The organism is Streptococcus oralis (assembly GCF_001579525.1).
Classification (GTDB): Bacteria; Bacillota; Bacilli; order Lactobacillales; family Streptococcaceae; genus Streptococcus; species Streptococcus oralis_M.
Map to the genome: position 1 here is coordinate 166,334 of NZ_LQZC01000011.1, position 16,588 is coordinate 182,921.

Genomic DNA, 16,588 nt, shown 5'->3' on the forward strand with positions numbered 1-16,588 from the left:
ATTTGTTTCAACCCCTATTTAAAAACAAAATAGAAGAGGGGAGACGAAAATCTCTCTGATAGATAGATCTTCATACTCCACTCTCTAAGCAAAAGTAATTTTGCTTTTATTCTGTTTTATCCATGAAACCAACATACTTACGTTTCAATAGGTAACCTTCTAGCTGTTTGATTCCTTCAATACCTGTTGAGATAATGATCAAAAGACTAGTTCCCCCAAAAGCAACAGCTTCTGAAAGACCAAAGACATCTTTAGCCACAATCGGCAAGATTGAAATCACACCTAGGAAGATCGATCCGACAGTCGCAAGGCGACGAAGAAGTTTCGACATGAATTCTTCAGTTCCCTTACCAGGACGGACACCATGAATGTAGGCTCCACTCTTTTGTAAGTTTTCTGCTGCTTTCTCTGGATTGATCTGTACAAATGTATAGAAGAATGTAAAGAGAATGATTAACAAGGCATACATAGCAACACCTGTCGGAGATGTTGTAGATAACATTTCCTGTGCTGTACGTACCCAAGCCCAATCATGACCTGTAGCACTCAAAAATTGAAGAATGGCTGCAGGTGCTGCTGTGATGGAACTTGCAAAGATAACTGGGATAACCCCCGCTGGGTTTACCTTCAATGGAAGATATGAGCTTGATGGGGCTCCTTGAGCAACTTTTGTATATTGGATTGGAATTTTATATTCTGCCTGTTGAACAAAGGTTGTAAAGTAAACAATCAACAAGACAGCGATAATCAAAATAACGACAAAGATAATAGATGAAGTCAAACGGCTACTTGGAATATTGACGAAGTAGTCAACATAGATTCCTTTAATCATTTCAGGGATTGAAGCAACAATACCTGCAAAGATGATCATTGAAACACCGTTTCCGTATCCCTTATCTGTAATTTGTTCCCCGAGCCAAGTTACAATCATACTACCTGCTGTGAGGATAATACCAATAGTAACAAAGACTTGTGGAGTTAAAGCTGTCGTTAATAATTTTGCTCCAGAAAGAGTATTAAATCCTGCTGTAATCCCGATAGATTGAACAAATGCAAGTACAAGTGCAATATAACGAGTAGCTTGGTTTAGTTTTCTCCGTCCCACTTCCCCTTGTTTGCCCCATTCTACAAACTTCGGTAAAATATCCATTTGTAGCAATTGAACAACGATGGAAGCAGTGATATACGGACTTACACCGAGTGCAAAAACGGAGAAGTTCTTCATGGCATTCCCTGAAACAAGACTAAGCATGTTCAAGAAAGATAAACCACTGAGAGCTTCTAAACTTTTTGCATTCACACCTGGAACAGTGATACTTGTCCCAATGCGGAAAACAAGAATGATAAAAATCGTAAAGAGAATTTTTGATCGAACTTGTTTAACCTTGAGCGCTTCTTTTAGTAATTTAAAAAACATGGGTCACCTCTCTTAGATGACTTCTACAGAACCACCTTTAGCAGTGATAGCTTCCTCAGCTGATTTAGAGAATTTAGCTGCTTTCACAGTCAATTTCTTAGTCAACTCACCGTTACCAAGAATTTTAACTCCTGATTTTTCAGCTTTCACAATTCCTGCTTCGATAAGTACAACTGGAGTTACTTCTGCACCGTCTTCAAAGACGTTCAATTGGTCAAGGTTTACAATTGCATATTCTTTAGCGTTGATATTAGTGAATCCACGTTTTGGAAGACGACGGAACAATGGAGTTTGTCCACCTTCAAAACCAAGACGAACTCCGCCACCGCTACGAGCTTTTTGACCTTTTTGACCGCGACCAGATGTTTTACCGTTACCTGATGAAGTACCACGACCAACACGGTTACGTACTTTACGAGAACCTTCTGCAGGTTTCAATTCATGAAGTTTCATTATTATTTTCTCCTCTTTTGTAAAATGCTAGCGCCGATAAGAGAGAAAAGGTTGTCTCCCTTATCAACTCGCCTATACATCGTCATCTTAGATGACTATACCTAGTTTTAGGGGATGAGTATTGCCACATCCCCTAAAAATTCATTAGTTTACTTCTTCAACTGTTACCAAGTGAGATACTGCAGTGATCATACCACGGATAGCAGCGTTGTCTTCTTTGATAACAGAGCTGTTCAATTTGCCAAGTCCAAGTGCTACAACAGTTTTACGTTGTGATGGAATGCGTCCGATTGGAGACTTAGTCAAAGTAATTTTAATTTGAGCCATTTTATCCCCTTTCTTATGCCAAATCAGAAACTGAGATACCACGAAGGGCAGCAACTTCTTCAGCGCGTTTCAATTGTTTCAAACCTTCAACAGTTGCGCGAACAATGTTGATTGGAGTGTTAGAGCCAAGTGATTTAGATGTAATATCTGCCACACCTGCCAATTCCACAACGGCACGAACTGCACCACCAGCGGCAACTCCAGAACCTTCTACAGCAGGTTTCAACAATACTTTTGCTCCACCAAATTCTGAAAGAACTTCGTGTGGGATTGTTGTTCCAACCATAGGAACTTCAATCAAGTTTTTCTTAGCATCTTCTACTGCTTTGCGGATTGCTTCTGGAACTTCTTGAGCTTTACCAGTACCAAATCCTACGCGACCGTTGTGGTCACCAACAACAACAAGAGCTGCGAAACGAAGACGACGTCCACCTTTAACAACTTTTGTAACACGGTTGACAGCAACTACGCGTTCTTCTAATTCAACTGCATTGTCTTTAAATGCCATTTTCTAGTGTCCTCCTATTAGAATTTCAATCCGTTTTCACGAGCTGCATCAGCCAAAGCTTTCACACGTCCGTGATATAGATATCCACCGCGGTCGAACACCACTTCTGAAATACCTTTAGCGTTTGCACGTTCTGCAACGAGTTTACCGACAGCAACGGCTTGTTCAGTTTTAGTTCCTTTTGAAACTTCTTTGTCAAGAGTTGAAGCACTTGCGAGCGTTACACCCGCTACGTCATCAATCACTTGAGCGTAGATGCCTGTATTAGAACGGAATACGTTCAAACGTGGGCGATCAGCAGTTCCAGAGAGTTTTCCGCGAACGCGACGGTGGCGTTTTTGGCGGAGTTTGTTTTTATCTGGTTTAGAAATCACAGTTTTCACCTCTTTAGTTTTAAATCGTGTGCTATGCACTAAGTTGGAAAATAGGTTGGTAGTTAAAAATCAACCACTCAACATTATTTACCTGTTTTACCTTCTTTACGGCGAACGAATTCACCAACGTAACGGATACCTTTACCTTTATATGGTTCTGGTGAACGAAGGCTACGTACGTAAGCAGCTGTTTGACCAACTACTTCTTTTGAAATTCCGCTAACAACGATTGTTGTTGGGTTTGGAAGTTCAAAAGTAATTCCTTCTGGAGCTTCAACTTCGTCTGGATGAGATTTACCAACAGCCAAAACAAGTTTTTTACCTTGAAGTTGTGCACGGTAACCAACCCCGCGCATTTCAAGTTCTTTCTTGAATCCTTCTGATACACCAATTACCATGTTGTTCAAAAGGGCACGAGTAGTTCCGTGGATTGTTTTCATTTCTTTTGAATCGTTTGGACGGTGAAGAGTTACTTCAGTACCTTCCACACGAATTTCAATATCTTTTGAGAACTCACGAGTAAGTTCTCCTTTAGGTCCTTTTACAGTTACAACGTTGTCATTGTTAGTGATTTCAACACCAGCAGGCAACACGATAACTTTATTACCAATACGTGACATGTTTATTTTCTCCTGTTAAATTGTCAGGCCAGAACGGCCAGTTTTCACGGGGTTAAAGATACTTATTGAGTTCAATAGCTAAATTGAACACGCTCTAAGAACTGTGCAAAATAGATAAGTTGGCTTGTTTGTAAACAAACTTCTCCAACTTTCTAATTTTGCTTTGTTCTTTACGAGCTTTGTATCTTGATTTTACCAAACGTAAGCGATAACTTCTCCACCAACGTTCTTTTGGCGAGCTTCTTTATCAGTAAGCAAACCTTCAGAAGTTGAAAGGATAGCAATTCCAAGTCCGTTAAGAACTTTTGGAAGATCTTCACGTTTTTTGTAGACACGAAGTCCTGGTTTAGAAACACGTTTCAAGTTAGTGATAACTTTTTCACCGTTTGGTCCGTACTTAAGGAATACACGGATGATGCCTTGTTTGTCATCTTCGATGATTTCTACGTTCTTAACAAAACCTTCGCGTTTAAGGATTTCAGCAATCCCTTTTTTGATGTTTGATGCAGGTACTTCAAGTACTTCGTGTTTCGCTTGGTTAGCGTTACGAATACGAGTTAGGAAGTCTGCGATTGGGTCAGTCATAACCATTTTGTTTTTCTCCTCTTACTAGTAGTTTGCAAGTTGCACTTGCTAGTTAATACATGATACAAAGAGCGTAACAGCAAGAGCAAAAATAGGCAATTTGATGCAGGAGCGATGCTCTAAAGAAAATTGGTCTTTTTTGTCAAAGCTGTAGCTCGTGTTCAAATTGGCAAGCCCAACTGAACCCGTGCTAAACTCTGTGTGAAAAAGATAAACTTTCCTAGAAACTTCAGTTTCTTCGTCAAGTTTCCTATTTTCACTTGGAGTTTGGACGCCCTTGATATCTTAAATTACCAAGATGCTTTTGTTACACCAGGAATTTGTCCTTTGTAAGCTAATTCACGGAAGCAAACACGGCAAAGTTTAAATTTGCGGTAAACTGAATGTGGGCGACCACATTTTTCACAACGAGTATAAGCTTGAGTAGAGAACTTCGCTGGACGTTTGTTCTTAGCAATCATTGATTTTTTAGCCATTAGATTTACCTCCTATATTATTTTGCAAAAGGCATTCCAAGGCCTGTAAGCAATGCACGTGACTCTTCGTCAGTGTTAGCAGTTGTTACGATAACGATGTCAAGACCACGAGTTTTGTCAACGTCATCAAAGTTAATTTCTGGGAAGATCAATTGTTCTTTCACACCAAGAGTGTAGTTTCCGCGTCCATCAAATGATTTTGTTGGAACACCGTGGAAGTCACGCACACGTGGAAGTGAAACTGAAACCAATTTGTCCAAGAATTCGTACATACGTTCACCACGAAGGGTAACTTTTGCACCGATCGCTACACCTTCACGAAGACGGAAGCCGGCGATTGATTTTTTAGCTTTAGTGATAAGTGGTTTTTGACCTGAGATAAGTGCCAATTCTTCAGCAGCTTTTTCAAGACTTTTAGCGTTTGATACAGCTTCACCAACACCCATGTTCAAAACGATCTTATCTACTTTAGGCACAGCCATCACTGATGAGTAGTTGAATTGTTCTGTCAAAGCAGGAACTACTTCATTAAGATATTTTTCTTTTAAACGATTTGCCATTATACTTCTCCTTTCCTTCGTGATTAATCAAGCACTTCGCCTGATTTTTTGTTGTAGCGAACTTTTTTACCGTCTACAAATTTGTAACCAACACGACCAGCTACACCATTTTTGTCCAAAACTTGAACGTTTGATACGTGGATAGCTGCTTCTTTTTCGATGATACCACCTTGAGGAAGCTCGTTAGTTGGACGTTGGTGTTTCTTAACGATGTTAACACCTTCAACGATAACTTTGTTTACTTTTGGAAGGGCAGTAAGGACAACAGCTTCTGTTCCCTTATCTTTACCAGCGATTACGCGAACTTTGTCGCCTTTTTTTACAAACATTAGGTTTCTCCTTGATTTTTCTTACGCCCATAAGGGCACCCTAGCATTAAGCTAGGGGACTAGTTTGTTTTTAAAAATTAAAGTACTTCTGGAGCAAGTGACACGATCTTCATGAAGCCACCTTCACGCAATTCGCGTGCAACTGGGCCAAAGATACGTGTTCCGCGAGGAGTTTTGTCTTCACGGATGATAACTGCTGCGTTTTCGTCAAATTTGATGTATGAACCATCAGCACGACGAGCACCTGATTTAGTACGAACGATAACAGCTTTTACAACGTCACCTTTTTTAACCGCACCACCAGGAGTAGCTTGTTTTACAGATGCCACGATAACATCACCGATGTTTGCAAATTTACGTCCTGAACCACCAAGAACTTTGATAGTCAAGATTTCGCGCGCACCGCTGTTGTCTGCGACTTTCAAACGAGTTTCTGTTTGAATCATTTCAGTTTTCTCCTTTCAGGTTTGATTAGATGATGACCGCTTCTTCAACAACTTCTACAAGACGGAAACGTTTTGTAGCTGAAAGCGGACGAGTTTCCATGATACGTACGATATCGCCTTCTTTGGCAACATTGTTTTCATCATGTGCTTTGTATTTCTTAGAGTAGTTAATACGTTTACCATAGACTGGGTGGTTACGTTTTGTTTCAACTACAACTGTGATTGTCTTGTCCATTTTGTCAGATACAACACGTCCAACAAGAACTTTACGATTATTGCGTTCCATTGAAATTTCTCCTTCCCTAGTCTATTATTTCGCTTCAGATTGAACTGTTTTGATACGAGCGATTTGTTTTTTAACTTCTTTCAAGCGATCTGTTTGTTCCAATTGACCAGTAGCAGCTTGGAAACGAAGTTCAAACAATTCTTTTTTCAATTCGTTTTCGCGCTTCGCGAGTTCTTCTTGAGAAAGACCACGAAGTTCTTTAACAAATTCTTTTACTTCATTAAGTTTCATGCCTTCTCCTTATTCTGCTTCACGTTTTACGAATTTACATTTAACTGGCAATTTGTGGCTTGCAAGACGAAGCGCTTCGCGAGCGATCTCTTCAGATACACCAGCAACTTCAAACATCACTTTACCACGTTTAACTGGTGCTACCCAACCTTCAGGCGCCCCTTTACCAGATCCCATACGCACACCGATAGCTTTAGCAGTGTATGATTTGTGTGGGAAGATTTTAATCCAAACTTTACCACCACGTTTCATGTAACGAGTCATGGCGATACGAGCAGCTTCGATTTGGCGGTTAGTGATCCAGTGGCTAGTTGTAGCTTGAAGACCGTATTCACCGAATGCTACTTCTTTTCCACCTTTTGCTTCACCGCGCATTTTTCCACGGAATTCACGACGGTGTTTAACACGTTTAGGTACTAACATTGGTTATTTACCTCCTTTAGTGTTTTTACGAGCTGGAAGAACTTCACCACGGTAAATCCATACTTTAACACCAAGTTTACCGTATGTAGTATCTGCTTCTTCCCAAGCGTAATCGATATCCGCACGAAGTGTGTGAAGTGGAACAGTTCCTTCAGAGTATCCTTCAGCACGGGCGATATCTGCACCGTTCAAACGACCTGATACTTGAGTTTTAATTCCTTTAGCTCCAGCACGCATTGCACGTTGGATTGCTTGTTTTTGTGCACGACGGAAAGCAACACGTTGCTCCAATTGACGAGCAATTCCTTCACCAACAAGGTGAGCATCCAAATCAGGTTGTTTGATTTCGATGATGTTGATGTGTACTTGTTTTCCAGTCAATTTGTTAAGTTTAGCACGGAGTGCATCAACGTTAGCACCACCTTTACCGATAACCATACCTGGTTTAGCAGTGTGAAGTGAAACGTTAACTTTGTTTACTGCACGTTCAATTTCAATAGTTGAAACTGCTGCGTCAGCAAGTTCTTTTTGAACGAATTTACGGATTGCAAGATCTTCATGAAGGTAATCCGCGTATTCTTTTTCAGCATACCATTTGGCATCCCAATCACGGATGATGCCGACACGCATACCAATTGGATGTACTTTTTGACCCACGATGTTACCTCCTTATTTTTCTGCAACAGCTACAGTGATGTGAGCTGTACGTTTGTTGATTGGTGAAGCTGAACCTTTCGCACGTGGACGGAAACGTTTCATAGTTGGTCCTTCATTTGCGAATGCTTCAGATACTACCAAGTTAGCTTTATCCAAACCAAAGTTATTTTCAGCGTTAGCTACAGCTGAGTTCAAAACTTTCAAGATGATTTCAGCAGCTTTGTTTGGAGTGAATGTCAAGATTGCAATAGCATCGGCTACGCTTTTACCACGGATGTTGTCAAGAACAAGACGTGATTTACGAGGTGAAACACGTACTGTACGAGCCATTGCTTTAGCTGAAGTAATTTCTGCCATTTATGTTCTCCTTATTTTCTACGTGTTTTCTTGTCGTCTGCAGCGTGACCTTTGTAAGTACGAGTTGGTGCAAATTCACCAAGTTTGTGACCTACCATGTCTTCTTGAATGTAAACAGGTACGTGTTTACGTCCGTCATAAACTGCAATAGTGTAACCAATGAAACTTGGGAAAATCGTTGAACGACGTGACCAAGTTTTGATAACTTTTTTCTTTTCATCGTTAGCTTGAGCTTCAACTTTTTTCATCAAATGCTCATCGACGAAAGGTCCTTTTTTAAGACTGCGTCCCATTTTTATATTTTCTCCTTTAAATGTTGTACCACAGCGGCTTGCGCTCACATGGAGCGCTACCGAGCTGGCGGATTTCCTAGTTGCTTAGGCGACTAGTTTACTTTTATTTCTCGTTGCGACGACGAACGATAAGTTTGTCAGATTTCGCTTTCTTGTTACGAGTTTTAAGACCAAGAGCAGGTTTGCCCCATGGAGTAGATGGTGCTTTACGTCCAACTGGTGCTTTACCTTCACCACCACCGTGTGGGTGATCGTTAGGGTTCATTACAGAACCACGAACTGTTGGGCGGATACCTTTCCAACGGCTACGTCCTGCTTTACCAAGGTTTACAAGTCCATGTTGTTCGTTTCCAACAACACCAACTGTTGCACGACAAGTTCCAAGAATCATACGAACTTCGCCAGATTGAAGACGAACAAGAACGTATTTACCTTCTTGACCCAATACTTGGGCAGAAGCACCAGCAGCACGGACCAATTCTCCACCACGACCTGGTTTCAACTCGATATTGTGGATCAAAGTACCAACTGGGATGTTAGCAAGTGGAAGTGCGTTTCCGACTTTGATATCTGCTTCTGGACCTGAAACGATACGTTGACCAACTTCAAGACCTTTTGGAGCGATGATGTATGCTTTCACACCGTCAGTGTAGTGTACAAGGGCGATGTTTGCAGAACGGTTTGGATCGTACTCAATTGTTTTAACAACAGCTTCAACGTTGTCTTTGTTACGTTTGAAGTCAACCAAACGGTAGAAACGTTTGTGTCCACCACCTTGGTGACGAACAGTGATACGACCGTTGTTGTTACGACCAGCCTTGCTCTTCAAAGCAACAAGCAATGATTTTTCAGGAGTGCTTGTTGTGATTTCAGCGAAATCCAAAGAAGTCATATTACGGCGACCGTTTGTTGTTGGTTTATAAACACGAATTCCCACGATATTTCCTCCTTAGATTATTCAGCTTCAGCAGCGAACAACTCGATTGCTTTTGAATCAGCTGTAAGTGTGATGATAGCTTTTTTAGTTTTGTTAGTAAAACCAGTGTAACGTCCAACACGCTTCGCTTTAGGTTTTACGTTGATTGTGTTAACGTTGGCAACTTTAACACCTTCGAAAGCAGCTTCAACAGCTTGCTTGATCAAAAGTTTGTGTGCACGAGTGTCAACTTCAAATACATATTTTCCTGCTTCAAGTTGAGCCATTGAGCTTTCAGTGATAACAGGTTTTTTGATAACATCATACAAATTCATTATGCAAGAACCTCCTCGATTTTAGAGATAGCTGCTTGTGTGACAAGAAGTTTGTCGCTATTTGCGATGTCAAGAACACTTGCAGTTGTAGCAGTTGCAACTTTCACGTTTGGAAGGTTACGAGCTGAAAGAGCTGCGAATTCATTTCCTTCTTCAAGGATAACAAGAACTTTAGAATCGATGCTCAATGCTGCAAGAACTTTTGCAAATTCAGCAGTTTTTGGAGCTGTAAATGAAAGAGCGTCTACAGCTACGAATTTGTTTTCAGCAACTTTTTCAGAGTAAACTGATTTAAGAGCTAGGCGACGAACTTTTTGTGGAAGTTTGTAGCCGTATGAACGTGGAGTTGGTCCGAAGACAACACCACCACCACGCCATTGTGGTGAGCGGATAGAACCTTGACGAGCACGTCCAGTTCCTTTTTGACGCCATGGTTTGCGTCCACCACCTGATACTGCAGAGCGGTTTTTAACAGCGTGTGTTCCTTGACGAAGGCTTGCGCGTTGGCTGATGATCACATCAAACACAACTGATTCATTTGGTTCGATACCAAATACTGCATCGTTAAGAACAACTTGGCCAGCTTCTTTACCAGTTTGGTCAAATAATGTTACGTTTGCCATTGTGACTGATTTCCCCTTTCTTTATTATTTACCAGCTTTAACTGCTGATTTGATAGTGATAAGAGATTTCTTAGCACCTGGTACGTTACCTTTGATAAGGATAACGTTCTTTTCTGGAACAACTTGTACCACTTCAAGGTTTTGAATTGTTACGCGGTCGCCACCCATACGTCCTGCAAGGTTTTTACCTTTGAATACGCGGTTAGGTGCAACAGGTCCCATAGAACCTGGACGACGGTGGTAACGAGAACCGTGAGCCATTGGTCCACGTGATTGTCCGTGGCGTTTGATAACACCTTGGAAACCTTTACCTTTAGAAGTACCAGTTACGTCAACAACGTCTCCAGCTGCGAATGTTTCAACTGTGATTTCAGCACCAACTTCCAAGCCTTCAACGTTTTTGAATTCACGAATGAAGCGCTTAGGAGCCGTGTTAGCTTTCGCTACATGTCCTTTAGCAGGTTTGTTGCTCAATACTTCGCGTTTGTCATCGAAACCAACTTGGATAGCGTTGTATCCGTCTGTTTCAACAGTTTTAACTTGAAGAACAACGTTTGGAGTTGCTTCAATAACTGTTACAGGGATCAATTCGCCAGCTTCAGTGAAGATTTGAGTCATTCCCACTTTTTTCCCTAAGATTCCTTTTGTCATGAGAAAATAGTTCCTTTTCTATATTTTTTATTCAAAAAGTTTTTAACGAGCGTTTTTCATGCTCAAGGTTTCAAGCTTTGGATTAAAGCTTGATTTCTACGTTTACACCACTTGGGAGATCCAATTTCATCAAGGCATCAACTGTTTTTTGAGTTGGGTTAACGATATCGATCAAACGTTTGTGTGTACGCATTTCAAATTGTTCGCGAGAGTCTTTGTATTTGTGAGTCGCACGAATAATTGTGTAGAGGCTACGCTCAGTTGGAAGTGGGATTGGACCCGCAACTTGTGCACCTGTACGAGTAGCTGATTCTACGATTTTTGCAGCCGCTGTGTCAAGCGTACGGTGTTCGTAAGCTTTCAAACGGATACGGATTTTTTTGTTTGCCATCTTTTTCTCCTTTTCGTCTATTTAAGATAATAGGCTAGCTCCACAAGAAAACCGACGCGCGTTGCGTGGCAATGCAACCGAGCGTGTCGCAACCTCTTGCATCAAAGCTAAGGCTGTCATTTACAGCACCATAATAGAATAACACAAACCCCCTGCGATTGCAAGGGATTTGTTAGGTTTTTTTCGTTTTTTTACTAACCTAAGTTACTAGAGTATGTTCTGATCCTCTTTCGTAAATAAAACTTAGTTTGACAATTTATCCATTTTTGGGGGTGGCGATAAAGATAGATACTGTCTGATCTGGATCATATTTTTCAAAATCAATACTATACTGACGTTGTAGTTCTCTTGCTTCTTCAGCCTGCCAAATTTGCTGCCAGGTATGAAGGTATCCTTTTGAATCACTTGTATCTACTTCAAATACTTGGTAGGTTTGCCCTGAAGTGTCAAAATCCCAGTCTTCTTTATCGGATAGACTACAGAGCGACAAGCTGTAATCTCCCTTGTAGTCACTAACATAATCATGATAGACTGCATAAATCGGAAGCCCTTGGGCAAATGCCTCCTCTACTTCTTTCTGGTGCTCCTGCCATAGATGGCTAATTTTTTCCATCATGTTTGGATCTTGGAAATTATTGGTAGAGATACTACTGATTATTTTTAAAAACATTTCTTCACTCCTTTTACTTTCACTTCTAAGGTGACTGACTAAAAATCAACCTCTTCTCTAAACTTTCTAACTGCCAAGAGGCTACTCCACATAACAATATGAAATAGCATTCTTTGCTCATAGGATATATCTGCCATTCACTATCAACTCCCTTTCCCCAGAGAAAACGGTGCCCATCAAGACCAGCCTTCCAATTCTTATTGATCTCGTTTGGAATGTTTTTAACGAGCATTTTTTATGCCTAAGTCTAAGATATAAAGGGATTTAAACTCAAAGCAAAAATAGGAAACCGACGCGCGTTGCGTGGCAATGTATCCAATCGTGATCACAACCTCTTGCATAACAGCTAAGGCTGTAATTTACAGCACCATGGTAGAATAACACAAAGCCCCTGCGATTGCAAGGAATTTGTTAGGTTTTTTCGTTTTTTTGGGATGAAACTGTTTTCCTATTTCATCTTCCTATGACTACTGATTTACAATCTTAAAATTCAATCTTTTCTTCTATATAATTCGAGTCATTTTGACTTTGAATTTATCTTGTGATTGATCCACTAAGATATCTGCTTTAGACTCGGTTTCTCTATAGTATCGCTGATACTGCTCCCGTCTCATTTGATGGCTAGCTAGTATAAAGGAAGCATCGCGATTTCTCATAATCGTGTCTCGAGCCAGACGCCTCTCTAATTCCGTCTCCTCATCCGTGTAGAAACACACGGTTTTATCAAAGAGTTCCTTGGGTAGAAAGCCCACAGACATCCCTTCAACAATCAGAATCGGTTTGGCTCCAGACAAGATTTCACTAGCCTTCCAAGGTTCATCGATTGTTAAGATGTCCATGCCTGCCTGCAAGGCGAGAATATCTCTCTGTAAACTTGCCAGTTCATGCGCCACTGGGAGACAAGCTGTCACCTTTTGATCTGGCGCTTGCTTTGGCACTACCAGATAGCGTTCTGAGGTGATATAGGGATCTGTTTCTAGTAAATTTACTGTAGTAGAATCTAGGGCTTGATATAATTCCTGAGCGAAGGTTGACTTTCCTGAAGCCCCATGACCGTAAATCCCCAGTGTTTTGACTTTCCCCGTTTCGATCTCTGAAACCAGTTGGTCTATTAAGTCTTTTCTCTTCATTCTCTCTTCACCTGTTCATAGCTTTCTTTTCCGTCATTAAGCTTGTCCCAAATCACTACTTGCCCACTTTTGAGAGATTTTTGCACATCAATAATTCGTTGATTAGAGGAACCCCTGAACTGGAGCATGAGATTGCGCTTGCTTTTATCATACCGTCCATCGACAAGGATGTCAATCAGCGACAAGAGTTCCAGTTTATCTGGAGTTTCCAGCATCATTTCTTCCCACGTGTAGCCCGTCCAAGACCAGATGTCTTTATCTGGCAATTCCTTCCGAATGCGTTTAACGAGCGGCAAGAGGATCCCCGTATTAAGGAAAGGTTCTCCTCCCAGCAAGGTCAATCCTTGAACATAGGGCTGGGCAAGGTCTACCATGATTTGTTCTTCTAATTCTGCCGTATAGGGAATGCCTGCGTTGAAAGACCAAGTCGCAACATTATAGCACCCCTCGCAGTGGAACATACAGCCTGCGACATAGAGAGAGTTGCGCACACCTTCTCCATCGACAAAGTTAAAAGCCTTGTAATCAATGATTCGCCCTTTACTAAGCTCCTCACTTTTCCATTCACCTGGTTTTGGTGTATTCCATGTCATCCTTTTACTCCAAATCTATCCAGTAACGTTCTACGCCATTGCGAACATCCTCAAACACCCCACTATTTGCCACAATCACCGCCCTACTAGCAGGATTTTCTGTGCTACAAGTTACCAGAGCTCGTTTGATATTCTTTTCCTTAGCAACTTGCAGACCTTGGCGGAGGGATTCTTTGGCATAACCCTTACCTCTTTCAGATGGACGAATGGAGTAGCCAGTATGGCTCCCATTTTCTAGTAAGTAGTCATTTAATCGGAGACGAAGGTTGAGAAAGCCAAGAGCCTGGCCTGCTATGTCAAAACTAACCAGCTGGATAGCAGGAACCCAGTTTTCAGGAATATTGAGTCCCGCTTCCGCTTGAAGATTTTCTTCTAGCCACTCTTCATAAACAAAATTGTTGGCGTTCCAAAACCCACCATCGTGGGCTGATTGAGTCTGTTCAAACTCTGCATCATCTCTAAAACTGTTTCTTTATCTGCTAATCTTGGTCTGCGTAGTATCATTTTTACCTCCAATTAAGAGAAAAGCGAGAGCGGACTCTCACTTTTATTTTTTCTTGTTCTTGTTTAAAAACTGTTCTCTGAGGTTGAGCAAGCGTTCTTTTTTTCCTACTCCACCTTTCGAATGTTTTTCATGATAACGGGTTACTTGAGCACGTCCCTTATCGTCTAATTGGTATTTCCCCATTCCATTTCCTTCTAATTTGTTACTTCATGTCCAGCTGTTTTGATAGTAGAACCATTCATGTGTTTGACACGCGCAGCGATTTCCTTGTGGCGTCCGTTAACCATCGGACGCGCTTGAGGATTTCCCAGATACCCACACGTACGTTTGACCACATCTACTGTTTTAGGGTCGCTATTGCCACAGTTGGGACAAGCAAATCCTCGCTCAGTTGGTTCAAAATCCCCTTCAAAGTCACACTTGTAGCAACGATCAATCGGAGTATTGGTCCCTAGATAGCCAACTCGGTCATAGGCATAGTCCCAAACAGCTTCCAGGGCCTTAGGATTTTGTTGAAGAACTGGATACTCACAATAGTGGATAAAGCCACCTGATGCACCTGCTTCTGGATAAACTTTTTCAAAATCCAGCTTTTCAAACGGTGTTGGATTTTTACGAACATCGTAGTGGAAAGAGTTGGTGTAGTATTCCTTGTCCGTGATGTCAGGAATAGAGCCGAACTTCTCTGTATCCAAGCGACAGAAGCGGTCTGTCAGACTTTCAGACGGTGTGGAGTAGATAGAGAAATGGTAACCATATTGGTCAGACCACTCTTCCACACGACGTTTCATATCGCGAATGATATCCAATGTGAATTCCTTGGCTTCTAGATTGTGTTCCCAGCTATTTCCAAAGAAGACTGTAGCCACTTCGTACAAACCGATGTAGCCCAGAGAAACTGTCGCACGGCGATTCTTAAAGAGTTGGTCAACACTTTCTTCTTTTCCGAGACGGCGGCCAAAGGCTCCGTACTGATAAAGGATAGGGGCATTCGCTGGTGTTGCTTCCTTGGTCCGTTCAACACGGTAAACCAGAGCATCTTCTGCGATATTCATCCGCTCGTTGAAGATTTCCCAAAACTTATTCAAATCCCCTTCAGATTCGAGGGCGATACGAGGCAGATTAACTGTCACAACACCTAGATTCATCCGACCTGAATTGACCTCAACACCATTCTCATCCTTCCATCCTTGAAGGAAAGAACGGCAGCCCATAGGTACCTTGAAAGAACCAGTCAGTTCGATAATCTTATCATAGGACAAGATATCTGGGTACATCCGCTTGGTTGCACACTCGAGGGCCAACTGTTTGATGTCGTAGTTAGGTGAGCCTTCCTCTAAGTTGAGTCCTCTTTTTAGCGTAAAGATGAGTTTAGGGAAGATAGCTGTTCGATGTTCTGAACCAAGCCCCTTGATTCGGATGTTCAAGATAGCTTTTTGAATTTCCCGCTCAAAACGACTAGTTCCTAAACCAAAACCGAGCGAAGTAAAAGGTGTTTGTCCATTTGAGGTGAAGAGGGTGTTGATTTCATACTCAAGAGATTGCATGGCATCGTAGATGTCCTTTTGCGTTTTCTTCCAAGCGTAATCTTCCCGTTTTTCGGGCAAGACCCACTCTTCCGCATCCTTGAGGTGCTTTTGGTAATTCTTCTCCGCATACGGCGCCAAGACTTCATCGATACGGTCAGCTGAACAGCCCCCATACTGACTAGAAGCAACATTGGCGATGATTTGGGAAATTTGAGCTGTCGCAGTCTGGATAGACTTGGGACTCTCTACCTCTGCATTTCCAATCTTAAAACCATTTTCCAGCATGCCTTTAAAATCAATCAAACAGCAGTTGGTCATCGGAGTGTAGGGGCTGTAGTCTAAGTCATGATAGTGGATATCCCCTTTTTGGTGAGCATTAGCTACGTGCTTAGGAAGCATTTGCAGCCCGATTGATTTCCCAACAATCCCTGCTGTCAAATCACGCTGGGTATTAAAGACATCACTGTCTTTATTGGCATTTTCATTGACAACTGCTTGATCTTTATTGAGAAGTTTATGGATACTAAAGTTGATATCTGTCGCTTTTGAGCGCTCAAAATCCCTTTGTGTCCGATAAGTGATATACTCCTCAGCCAGCGCATACTCTTTGGCTTCAAGGAGTTCATGTTCTACGACATTTTGAATTTCGTAAATCTTGACACCTTGAGGGAAGCGGCTGTGAATTTCAGTCACGATTCTTTCAACTAGACCATTTAGGCGTTTTTCTACTAGAGGCGTAACGTCCATAACCTTTTCCGCCGCCTTGTGGAGAGCCTTGTCAATCTTGTCTACATCAAACACCACACGTCTACCATCTCGTTTTTCAACAAACAAGGTGGGAACGGTTGCAAGCTTTTCTTCTAATACAATCATATCCATGCTCTTTTCTAAAATGTTGTTCTA

The 16,588-nt window shown here is 41.6% G+C and carries 27 protein-coding genes and 1 pseudogene; all 28 read right to left on the bottom strand.

The genetic code is table 11. The features are described from left to right. Positions 1–106: 106 nt before the first annotated feature. Complete coding sequence (secY, locus tag SORDD25_RS07460) at positions 107–1,417, bottom strand: preprotein translocase subunit SecY (RefSeq protein ID WP_000465385.1); 1,311 nt, start codon at positions 1,415–1,417, stop codon at positions 107–109. 12 nt (positions 1,418–1,429) lie between these two features. After that, entirely contained in the window at positions 1,430–1,870 is a 441-nt protein-coding gene (rplO, locus tag SORDD25_RS07465; RefSeq protein ID WP_000766089.1) for a 50S ribosomal protein L15, read from the bottom strand. Positions 1,871–2,014: 144 nt separating this feature from the next. Beyond that, a complete protein-coding gene (gene rpmD, locus SORDD25_RS07470) occupies positions 2,015–2,197 on the bottom strand; it encodes a 50S ribosomal protein L30 (protein WP_000057241.1) in 183 nt (60 codons plus the stop codon). 13 nt (positions 2,198–2,210) lie between these two features. Beyond that, entirely contained in the window at positions 2,211–2,705 is a 495-nt protein-coding gene (rpsE, locus tag SORDD25_RS07475) for a 30S ribosomal protein S5 (protein ID WP_000874204.1), read from the bottom strand. A 17-nt stretch (positions 2,706–2,722) separates the two neighbouring features. Beyond that, the gene (gene rplR, locus SORDD25_RS07480) at positions 2,723–3,079 is read right to left on the bottom strand and encodes a 50S ribosomal protein L18 (RefSeq protein ID WP_000624044.1); all 357 of its coding nucleotides are present in this window, start codon (positions 3,077–3,079) and stop codon (positions 2,723–2,725) included. Positions 3,080–3,162: 83 nt separating this feature from the next. Further along, on the bottom strand, positions 3,163–3,699 hold the full coding sequence (rplF, locus tag SORDD25_RS07485) for a 50S ribosomal protein L6 (protein ID WP_000086623.1): 537 nt from the start codon (positions 3,697–3,699) through the stop codon (positions 3,163–3,165). Between the two features lie 192 nt (positions 3,700–3,891). Continuing rightward, entirely contained in the window at positions 3,892–4,290 is a 399-nt protein-coding gene (gene rpsH / locus SORDD25_RS07490) for a 30S ribosomal protein S8 (RefSeq protein ID WP_000245504.1), read from the bottom strand. A gap of 284 nt (positions 4,291–4,574) precedes the next feature. Beyond that, positions 4,575–4,760 (bottom strand): type Z 30S ribosomal protein S14, encoded by a 186-nt coding sequence (locus SORDD25_RS07495; RefSeq protein WP_001085697.1) that lies wholly within the window; start codon positions 4,758–4,760, stop codon positions 4,575–4,577. A 17-nt stretch (positions 4,761–4,777) separates the two neighbouring features. Continuing rightward, entirely contained in the window at positions 4,778–5,320 is a 543-nt protein-coding gene (rplE, locus tag SORDD25_RS07500; protein ID WP_000013542.1) for a 50S ribosomal protein L5, read from the bottom strand. 23 nt (positions 5,321–5,343) lie between these two features. Then, on the bottom strand, positions 5,344–5,649 hold the full coding sequence (gene rplX / locus SORDD25_RS07505) for a 50S ribosomal protein L24 (RefSeq protein WP_000497691.1): 306 nt from the start codon (positions 5,647–5,649) through the stop codon (positions 5,344–5,346). Positions 5,650–5,726: 77 nt separating this feature from the next. Then, complete coding sequence (gene rplN, locus SORDD25_RS07510) at positions 5,727–6,095, bottom strand: 50S ribosomal protein L14 (RefSeq protein ID WP_000616545.1); 369 nt, start codon at positions 6,093–6,095, stop codon at positions 5,727–5,729. 25 nt (positions 6,096–6,120) lie between these two features. Next, positions 6,121–6,381, bottom strand: coding sequence for a 30S ribosomal protein S17 (rpsQ, locus tag SORDD25_RS07515; RefSeq protein ID WP_000440801.1), 261 nt, complete (start codon positions 6,379–6,381; stop codon positions 6,121–6,123). Positions 6,382–6,405: 24 nt separating this feature from the next. Next, on the bottom strand, positions 6,406–6,612 hold the full coding sequence (gene rpmC, locus SORDD25_RS07520) for a 50S ribosomal protein L29 (RefSeq protein ID WP_061853210.1): 207 nt from the start codon (positions 6,610–6,612) through the stop codon (positions 6,406–6,408). A gap of 9 nt (positions 6,613–6,621) precedes the next feature. After that, entirely contained in the window at positions 6,622–7,035 is a 414-nt protein-coding gene (rplP, locus tag SORDD25_RS07525; protein ID WP_000960948.1) for a 50S ribosomal protein L16, read from the bottom strand. Positions 7,036–7,038: 3 nt separating this feature from the next. Continuing rightward, complete coding sequence (rpsC, locus tag SORDD25_RS07530; protein WP_000529936.1) at positions 7,039–7,692, bottom strand: 30S ribosomal protein S3; 654 nt, start codon at positions 7,690–7,692, stop codon at positions 7,039–7,041. Positions 7,693–7,704: 12 nt separating this feature from the next. After that, positions 7,705–8,049 (bottom strand): 50S ribosomal protein L22, encoded by a 345-nt coding sequence (gene rplV, locus SORDD25_RS07535; RefSeq protein ID WP_000818137.1) that lies wholly within the window; start codon positions 8,047–8,049, stop codon positions 7,705–7,707. Positions 8,050–8,060: 11 nt separating this feature from the next. After that, on the bottom strand, positions 8,061–8,342 hold the full coding sequence (rpsS, locus tag SORDD25_RS07540; protein ID WP_000533766.1) for a 30S ribosomal protein S19: 282 nt from the start codon (positions 8,340–8,342) through the stop codon (positions 8,061–8,063). Positions 8,343–8,445: 103 nt separating this feature from the next. Then, entirely contained in the window at positions 8,446–9,279 is an 834-nt protein-coding gene (rplB, locus tag SORDD25_RS07545; protein WP_000512910.1) for a 50S ribosomal protein L2, read from the bottom strand. A 17-nt stretch (positions 9,280–9,296) separates the two neighbouring features. Next, positions 9,297–9,593 carry a 50S ribosomal protein L23 gene (locus tag SORDD25_RS07550; protein WP_001055347.1) on the bottom strand — a complete coding sequence of 99 codons (297 nt, stop codon included), beginning with the start codon at positions 9,591–9,593 and terminating at the stop codon, positions 9,297–9,299. After that, positions 9,593–10,216: a 50S ribosomal protein L4 gene (rplD, locus tag SORDD25_RS07555; protein ID WP_000024537.1), complete on the bottom strand. Its 624-nt coding sequence runs from the start codon at positions 10,214–10,216 to the stop codon at positions 9,593–9,595. Before rplD ends, SORDD25_RS07550 begins: the two co-directional genes overlap by 1 nt. A 24-nt stretch (positions 10,217–10,240) precedes the next feature. Next, positions 10,241–10,867 (bottom strand): 50S ribosomal protein L3, encoded by a 627-nt coding sequence (gene rplC, locus SORDD25_RS07560; protein WP_000160197.1) that lies wholly within the window; start codon positions 10,865–10,867, stop codon positions 10,241–10,243. A gap of 82 nt (positions 10,868–10,949) precedes the next feature. Beyond that, the gene (gene rpsJ / locus SORDD25_RS07565) at positions 10,950–11,258 is read right to left on the bottom strand and encodes a 30S ribosomal protein S10 (protein ID WP_001284513.1); all 309 of its coding nucleotides are present in this window, start codon (positions 11,256–11,258) and stop codon (positions 10,950–10,952) included. Between the two features lie 256 nt (positions 11,259–11,514). Continuing rightward, a complete protein-coding gene (locus SORDD25_RS07570; RefSeq protein WP_061407406.1) occupies positions 11,515–11,928 on the bottom strand; it encodes an effector binding domain-containing protein in 414 nt (137 codons plus the stop codon). A 503-nt stretch (positions 11,929–12,431) separates the two neighbouring features. Beyond that, positions 12,432–13,058 carry a uridine kinase family protein gene (locus SORDD25_RS07580; protein WP_061853211.1) on the bottom strand — a complete coding sequence of 209 codons (627 nt, stop codon included), beginning with the start codon at positions 13,056–13,058 and terminating at the stop codon, positions 12,432–12,434. Beyond that, a complete protein-coding gene (nrdG, locus tag SORDD25_RS07585) occupies positions 13,055–13,651 on the bottom strand; it encodes an anaerobic ribonucleoside-triphosphate reductase activating protein (protein ID WP_000220157.1) in 597 nt (198 codons plus the stop codon). The genes SORDD25_RS07580 and nrdG overlap by 4 nt, the downstream gene beginning before the upstream one ends. 4 nt (positions 13,652–13,655) lie before the next feature. Beyond that, positions 13,656–14,155: pseudogene (locus tag SORDD25_RS07590) on the bottom strand (GNAT family N-acetyltransferase). 43 nt (positions 14,156–14,198) lie between these two features. Beyond that, positions 14,199–14,339 (bottom strand): hypothetical protein, encoded by a 141-nt coding sequence (locus SORDD25_RS07595; protein ID WP_000521629.1) that lies wholly within the window; start codon positions 14,337–14,339, stop codon positions 14,199–14,201. A gap of 11 nt (positions 14,340–14,350) precedes the next feature. Continuing rightward, positions 14,351–16,558 carry an anaerobic ribonucleoside-triphosphate reductase gene (nrdD, locus tag SORDD25_RS07600; protein WP_061853364.1) on the bottom strand — a complete coding sequence of 736 codons (2,208 nt, stop codon included), beginning with the start codon at positions 16,556–16,558 and terminating at the stop codon, positions 14,351–14,353. Between the last annotated feature and the right edge of the window lie 30 nt (positions 16,559–16,588).

Excerpts from the sequence above, each read along its gene's own strand:
- secY (WP_000465385.1), bottom strand. The coding sequence starts at position 1,417 with ATGTTTTTTAAATTACTAAAAGAAGCGCTCAAGGTTAAACAAGTTCGA.
- rplO (WP_000766089.1), bottom strand. The coding sequence starts at position 1,870 with ATGAAACTTCATGAATTGAAACCTGCAGAAGGTTCTCGTAAAGTACGT.
- rpmD (WP_000057241.1), bottom strand. The coding sequence starts at position 2,197 with ATGGCTCAAATTAAAATTACTTTGACTAAGTCTCCAATCGGACGCATT.
- rpsE (WP_000874204.1), bottom strand. The coding sequence starts at position 2,705 with ATGGCATTTAAAGACAATGCAGTTGAATTAGAAGAACGCGTAGTTGCT.
- rplF (WP_000086623.1), bottom strand. The coding sequence starts at position 3,699 with ATGTCACGTATTGGTAATAAAGTTATCGTGTTGCCTGCTGGTGTTGAA.
- rpsH (WP_000245504.1), bottom strand. The coding sequence starts at position 4,290 with ATGGTTATGACTGACCCAATCGCAGACTTCCTAACTCGTATTCGTAAC.
- SORDD25_RS07495 (WP_001085697.1), bottom strand. The coding sequence starts at position 4,760 with ATGGCTAAAAAATCAATGATTGCTAAGAACAAACGTCCAGCGAAGTTC.
- rplE (WP_000013542.1), bottom strand. The coding sequence starts at position 5,320 with ATGGCAAATCGTTTAAAAGAAAAATATCTTAATGAAGTAGTTCCTGCT.
- rplX (WP_000497691.1), bottom strand. The coding sequence starts at position 5,649 with ATGTTTGTAAAAAAAGGCGACAAAGTTCGCGTAATCGCTGGTAAAGAT.
- rplN (WP_000616545.1), bottom strand. The coding sequence starts at position 6,095 with ATGATTCAAACAGAAACTCGTTTGAAAGTCGCAGACAACAGCGGTGCG.
- rpsQ (WP_000440801.1), bottom strand. The coding sequence starts at position 6,381 with ATGGAACGCAATAATCGTAAAGTTCTTGTTGGACGTGTTGTATCTGAC.
- rpmC (WP_061853210.1), bottom strand. The coding sequence starts at position 6,612 with ATGAAACTTAATGAAGTAAAAGAATTTGTTAAAGAACTTCGTGGTCTT.
- rplP (WP_000960948.1), bottom strand. The coding sequence starts at position 7,035 with ATGTTAGTACCTAAACGTGTTAAACACCGTCGTGAATTCCGTGGAAAA.
- rplV (WP_000818137.1), bottom strand. The coding sequence starts at position 8,049 with ATGGCAGAAATTACTTCAGCTAAAGCAATGGCTCGTACAGTACGTGTT.
- rpsS (WP_000533766.1), bottom strand. The coding sequence starts at position 8,342 with ATGGGACGCAGTCTTAAAAAAGGACCTTTCGTCGATGAGCATTTGATG.
- SORDD25_RS07550 (WP_001055347.1), bottom strand. The coding sequence starts at position 9,593 with ATGAATTTGTATGATGTTATCAAAAAACCTGTTATCACTGAAAGCTCA.
- rplD (WP_000024537.1), bottom strand. The coding sequence starts at position 10,216 with ATGGCAAACGTAACATTATTTGACCAAACTGGTAAAGAAGCTGGCCAA.
- rplC (WP_000160197.1), bottom strand. The coding sequence starts at position 10,867 with ATGACAAAAGGAATCTTAGGGAAAAAAGTGGGAATGACTCAAATCTTC.
- rpsJ (WP_001284513.1), bottom strand. The coding sequence starts at position 11,258 with ATGGCAAACAAAAAAATCCGTATCCGTTTGAAAGCTTACGAACACCGT.
- SORDD25_RS07570 (WP_061407406.1), bottom strand. The coding sequence starts at position 11,928 with ATGTTTTTAAAAATAATCAGTAGTATCTCTACCAATAATTTCCAAGAT.
- SORDD25_RS07580 (WP_061853211.1), bottom strand. The coding sequence starts at position 13,058 with ATGAAGAGAAAAGACTTAATAGACCAACTGGTTTCAGAGATCGAAACG.
- nrdG (WP_000220157.1), bottom strand. The coding sequence starts at position 13,651 with ATGACATGGAATACACCAAAACCAGGTGAATGGAAAAGTGAGGAGCTT.
- SORDD25_RS07595 (WP_000521629.1), bottom strand. The coding sequence starts at position 14,339 with ATGGGGAAATACCAATTAGACGATAAGGGACGTGCTCAAGTAACCCGT.
- nrdD (WP_061853364.1), bottom strand. The coding sequence starts at position 16,558 with ATGATTGTATTAGAAGAAAAGCTTGCAACCGTTCCCACCTTGTTTGTT.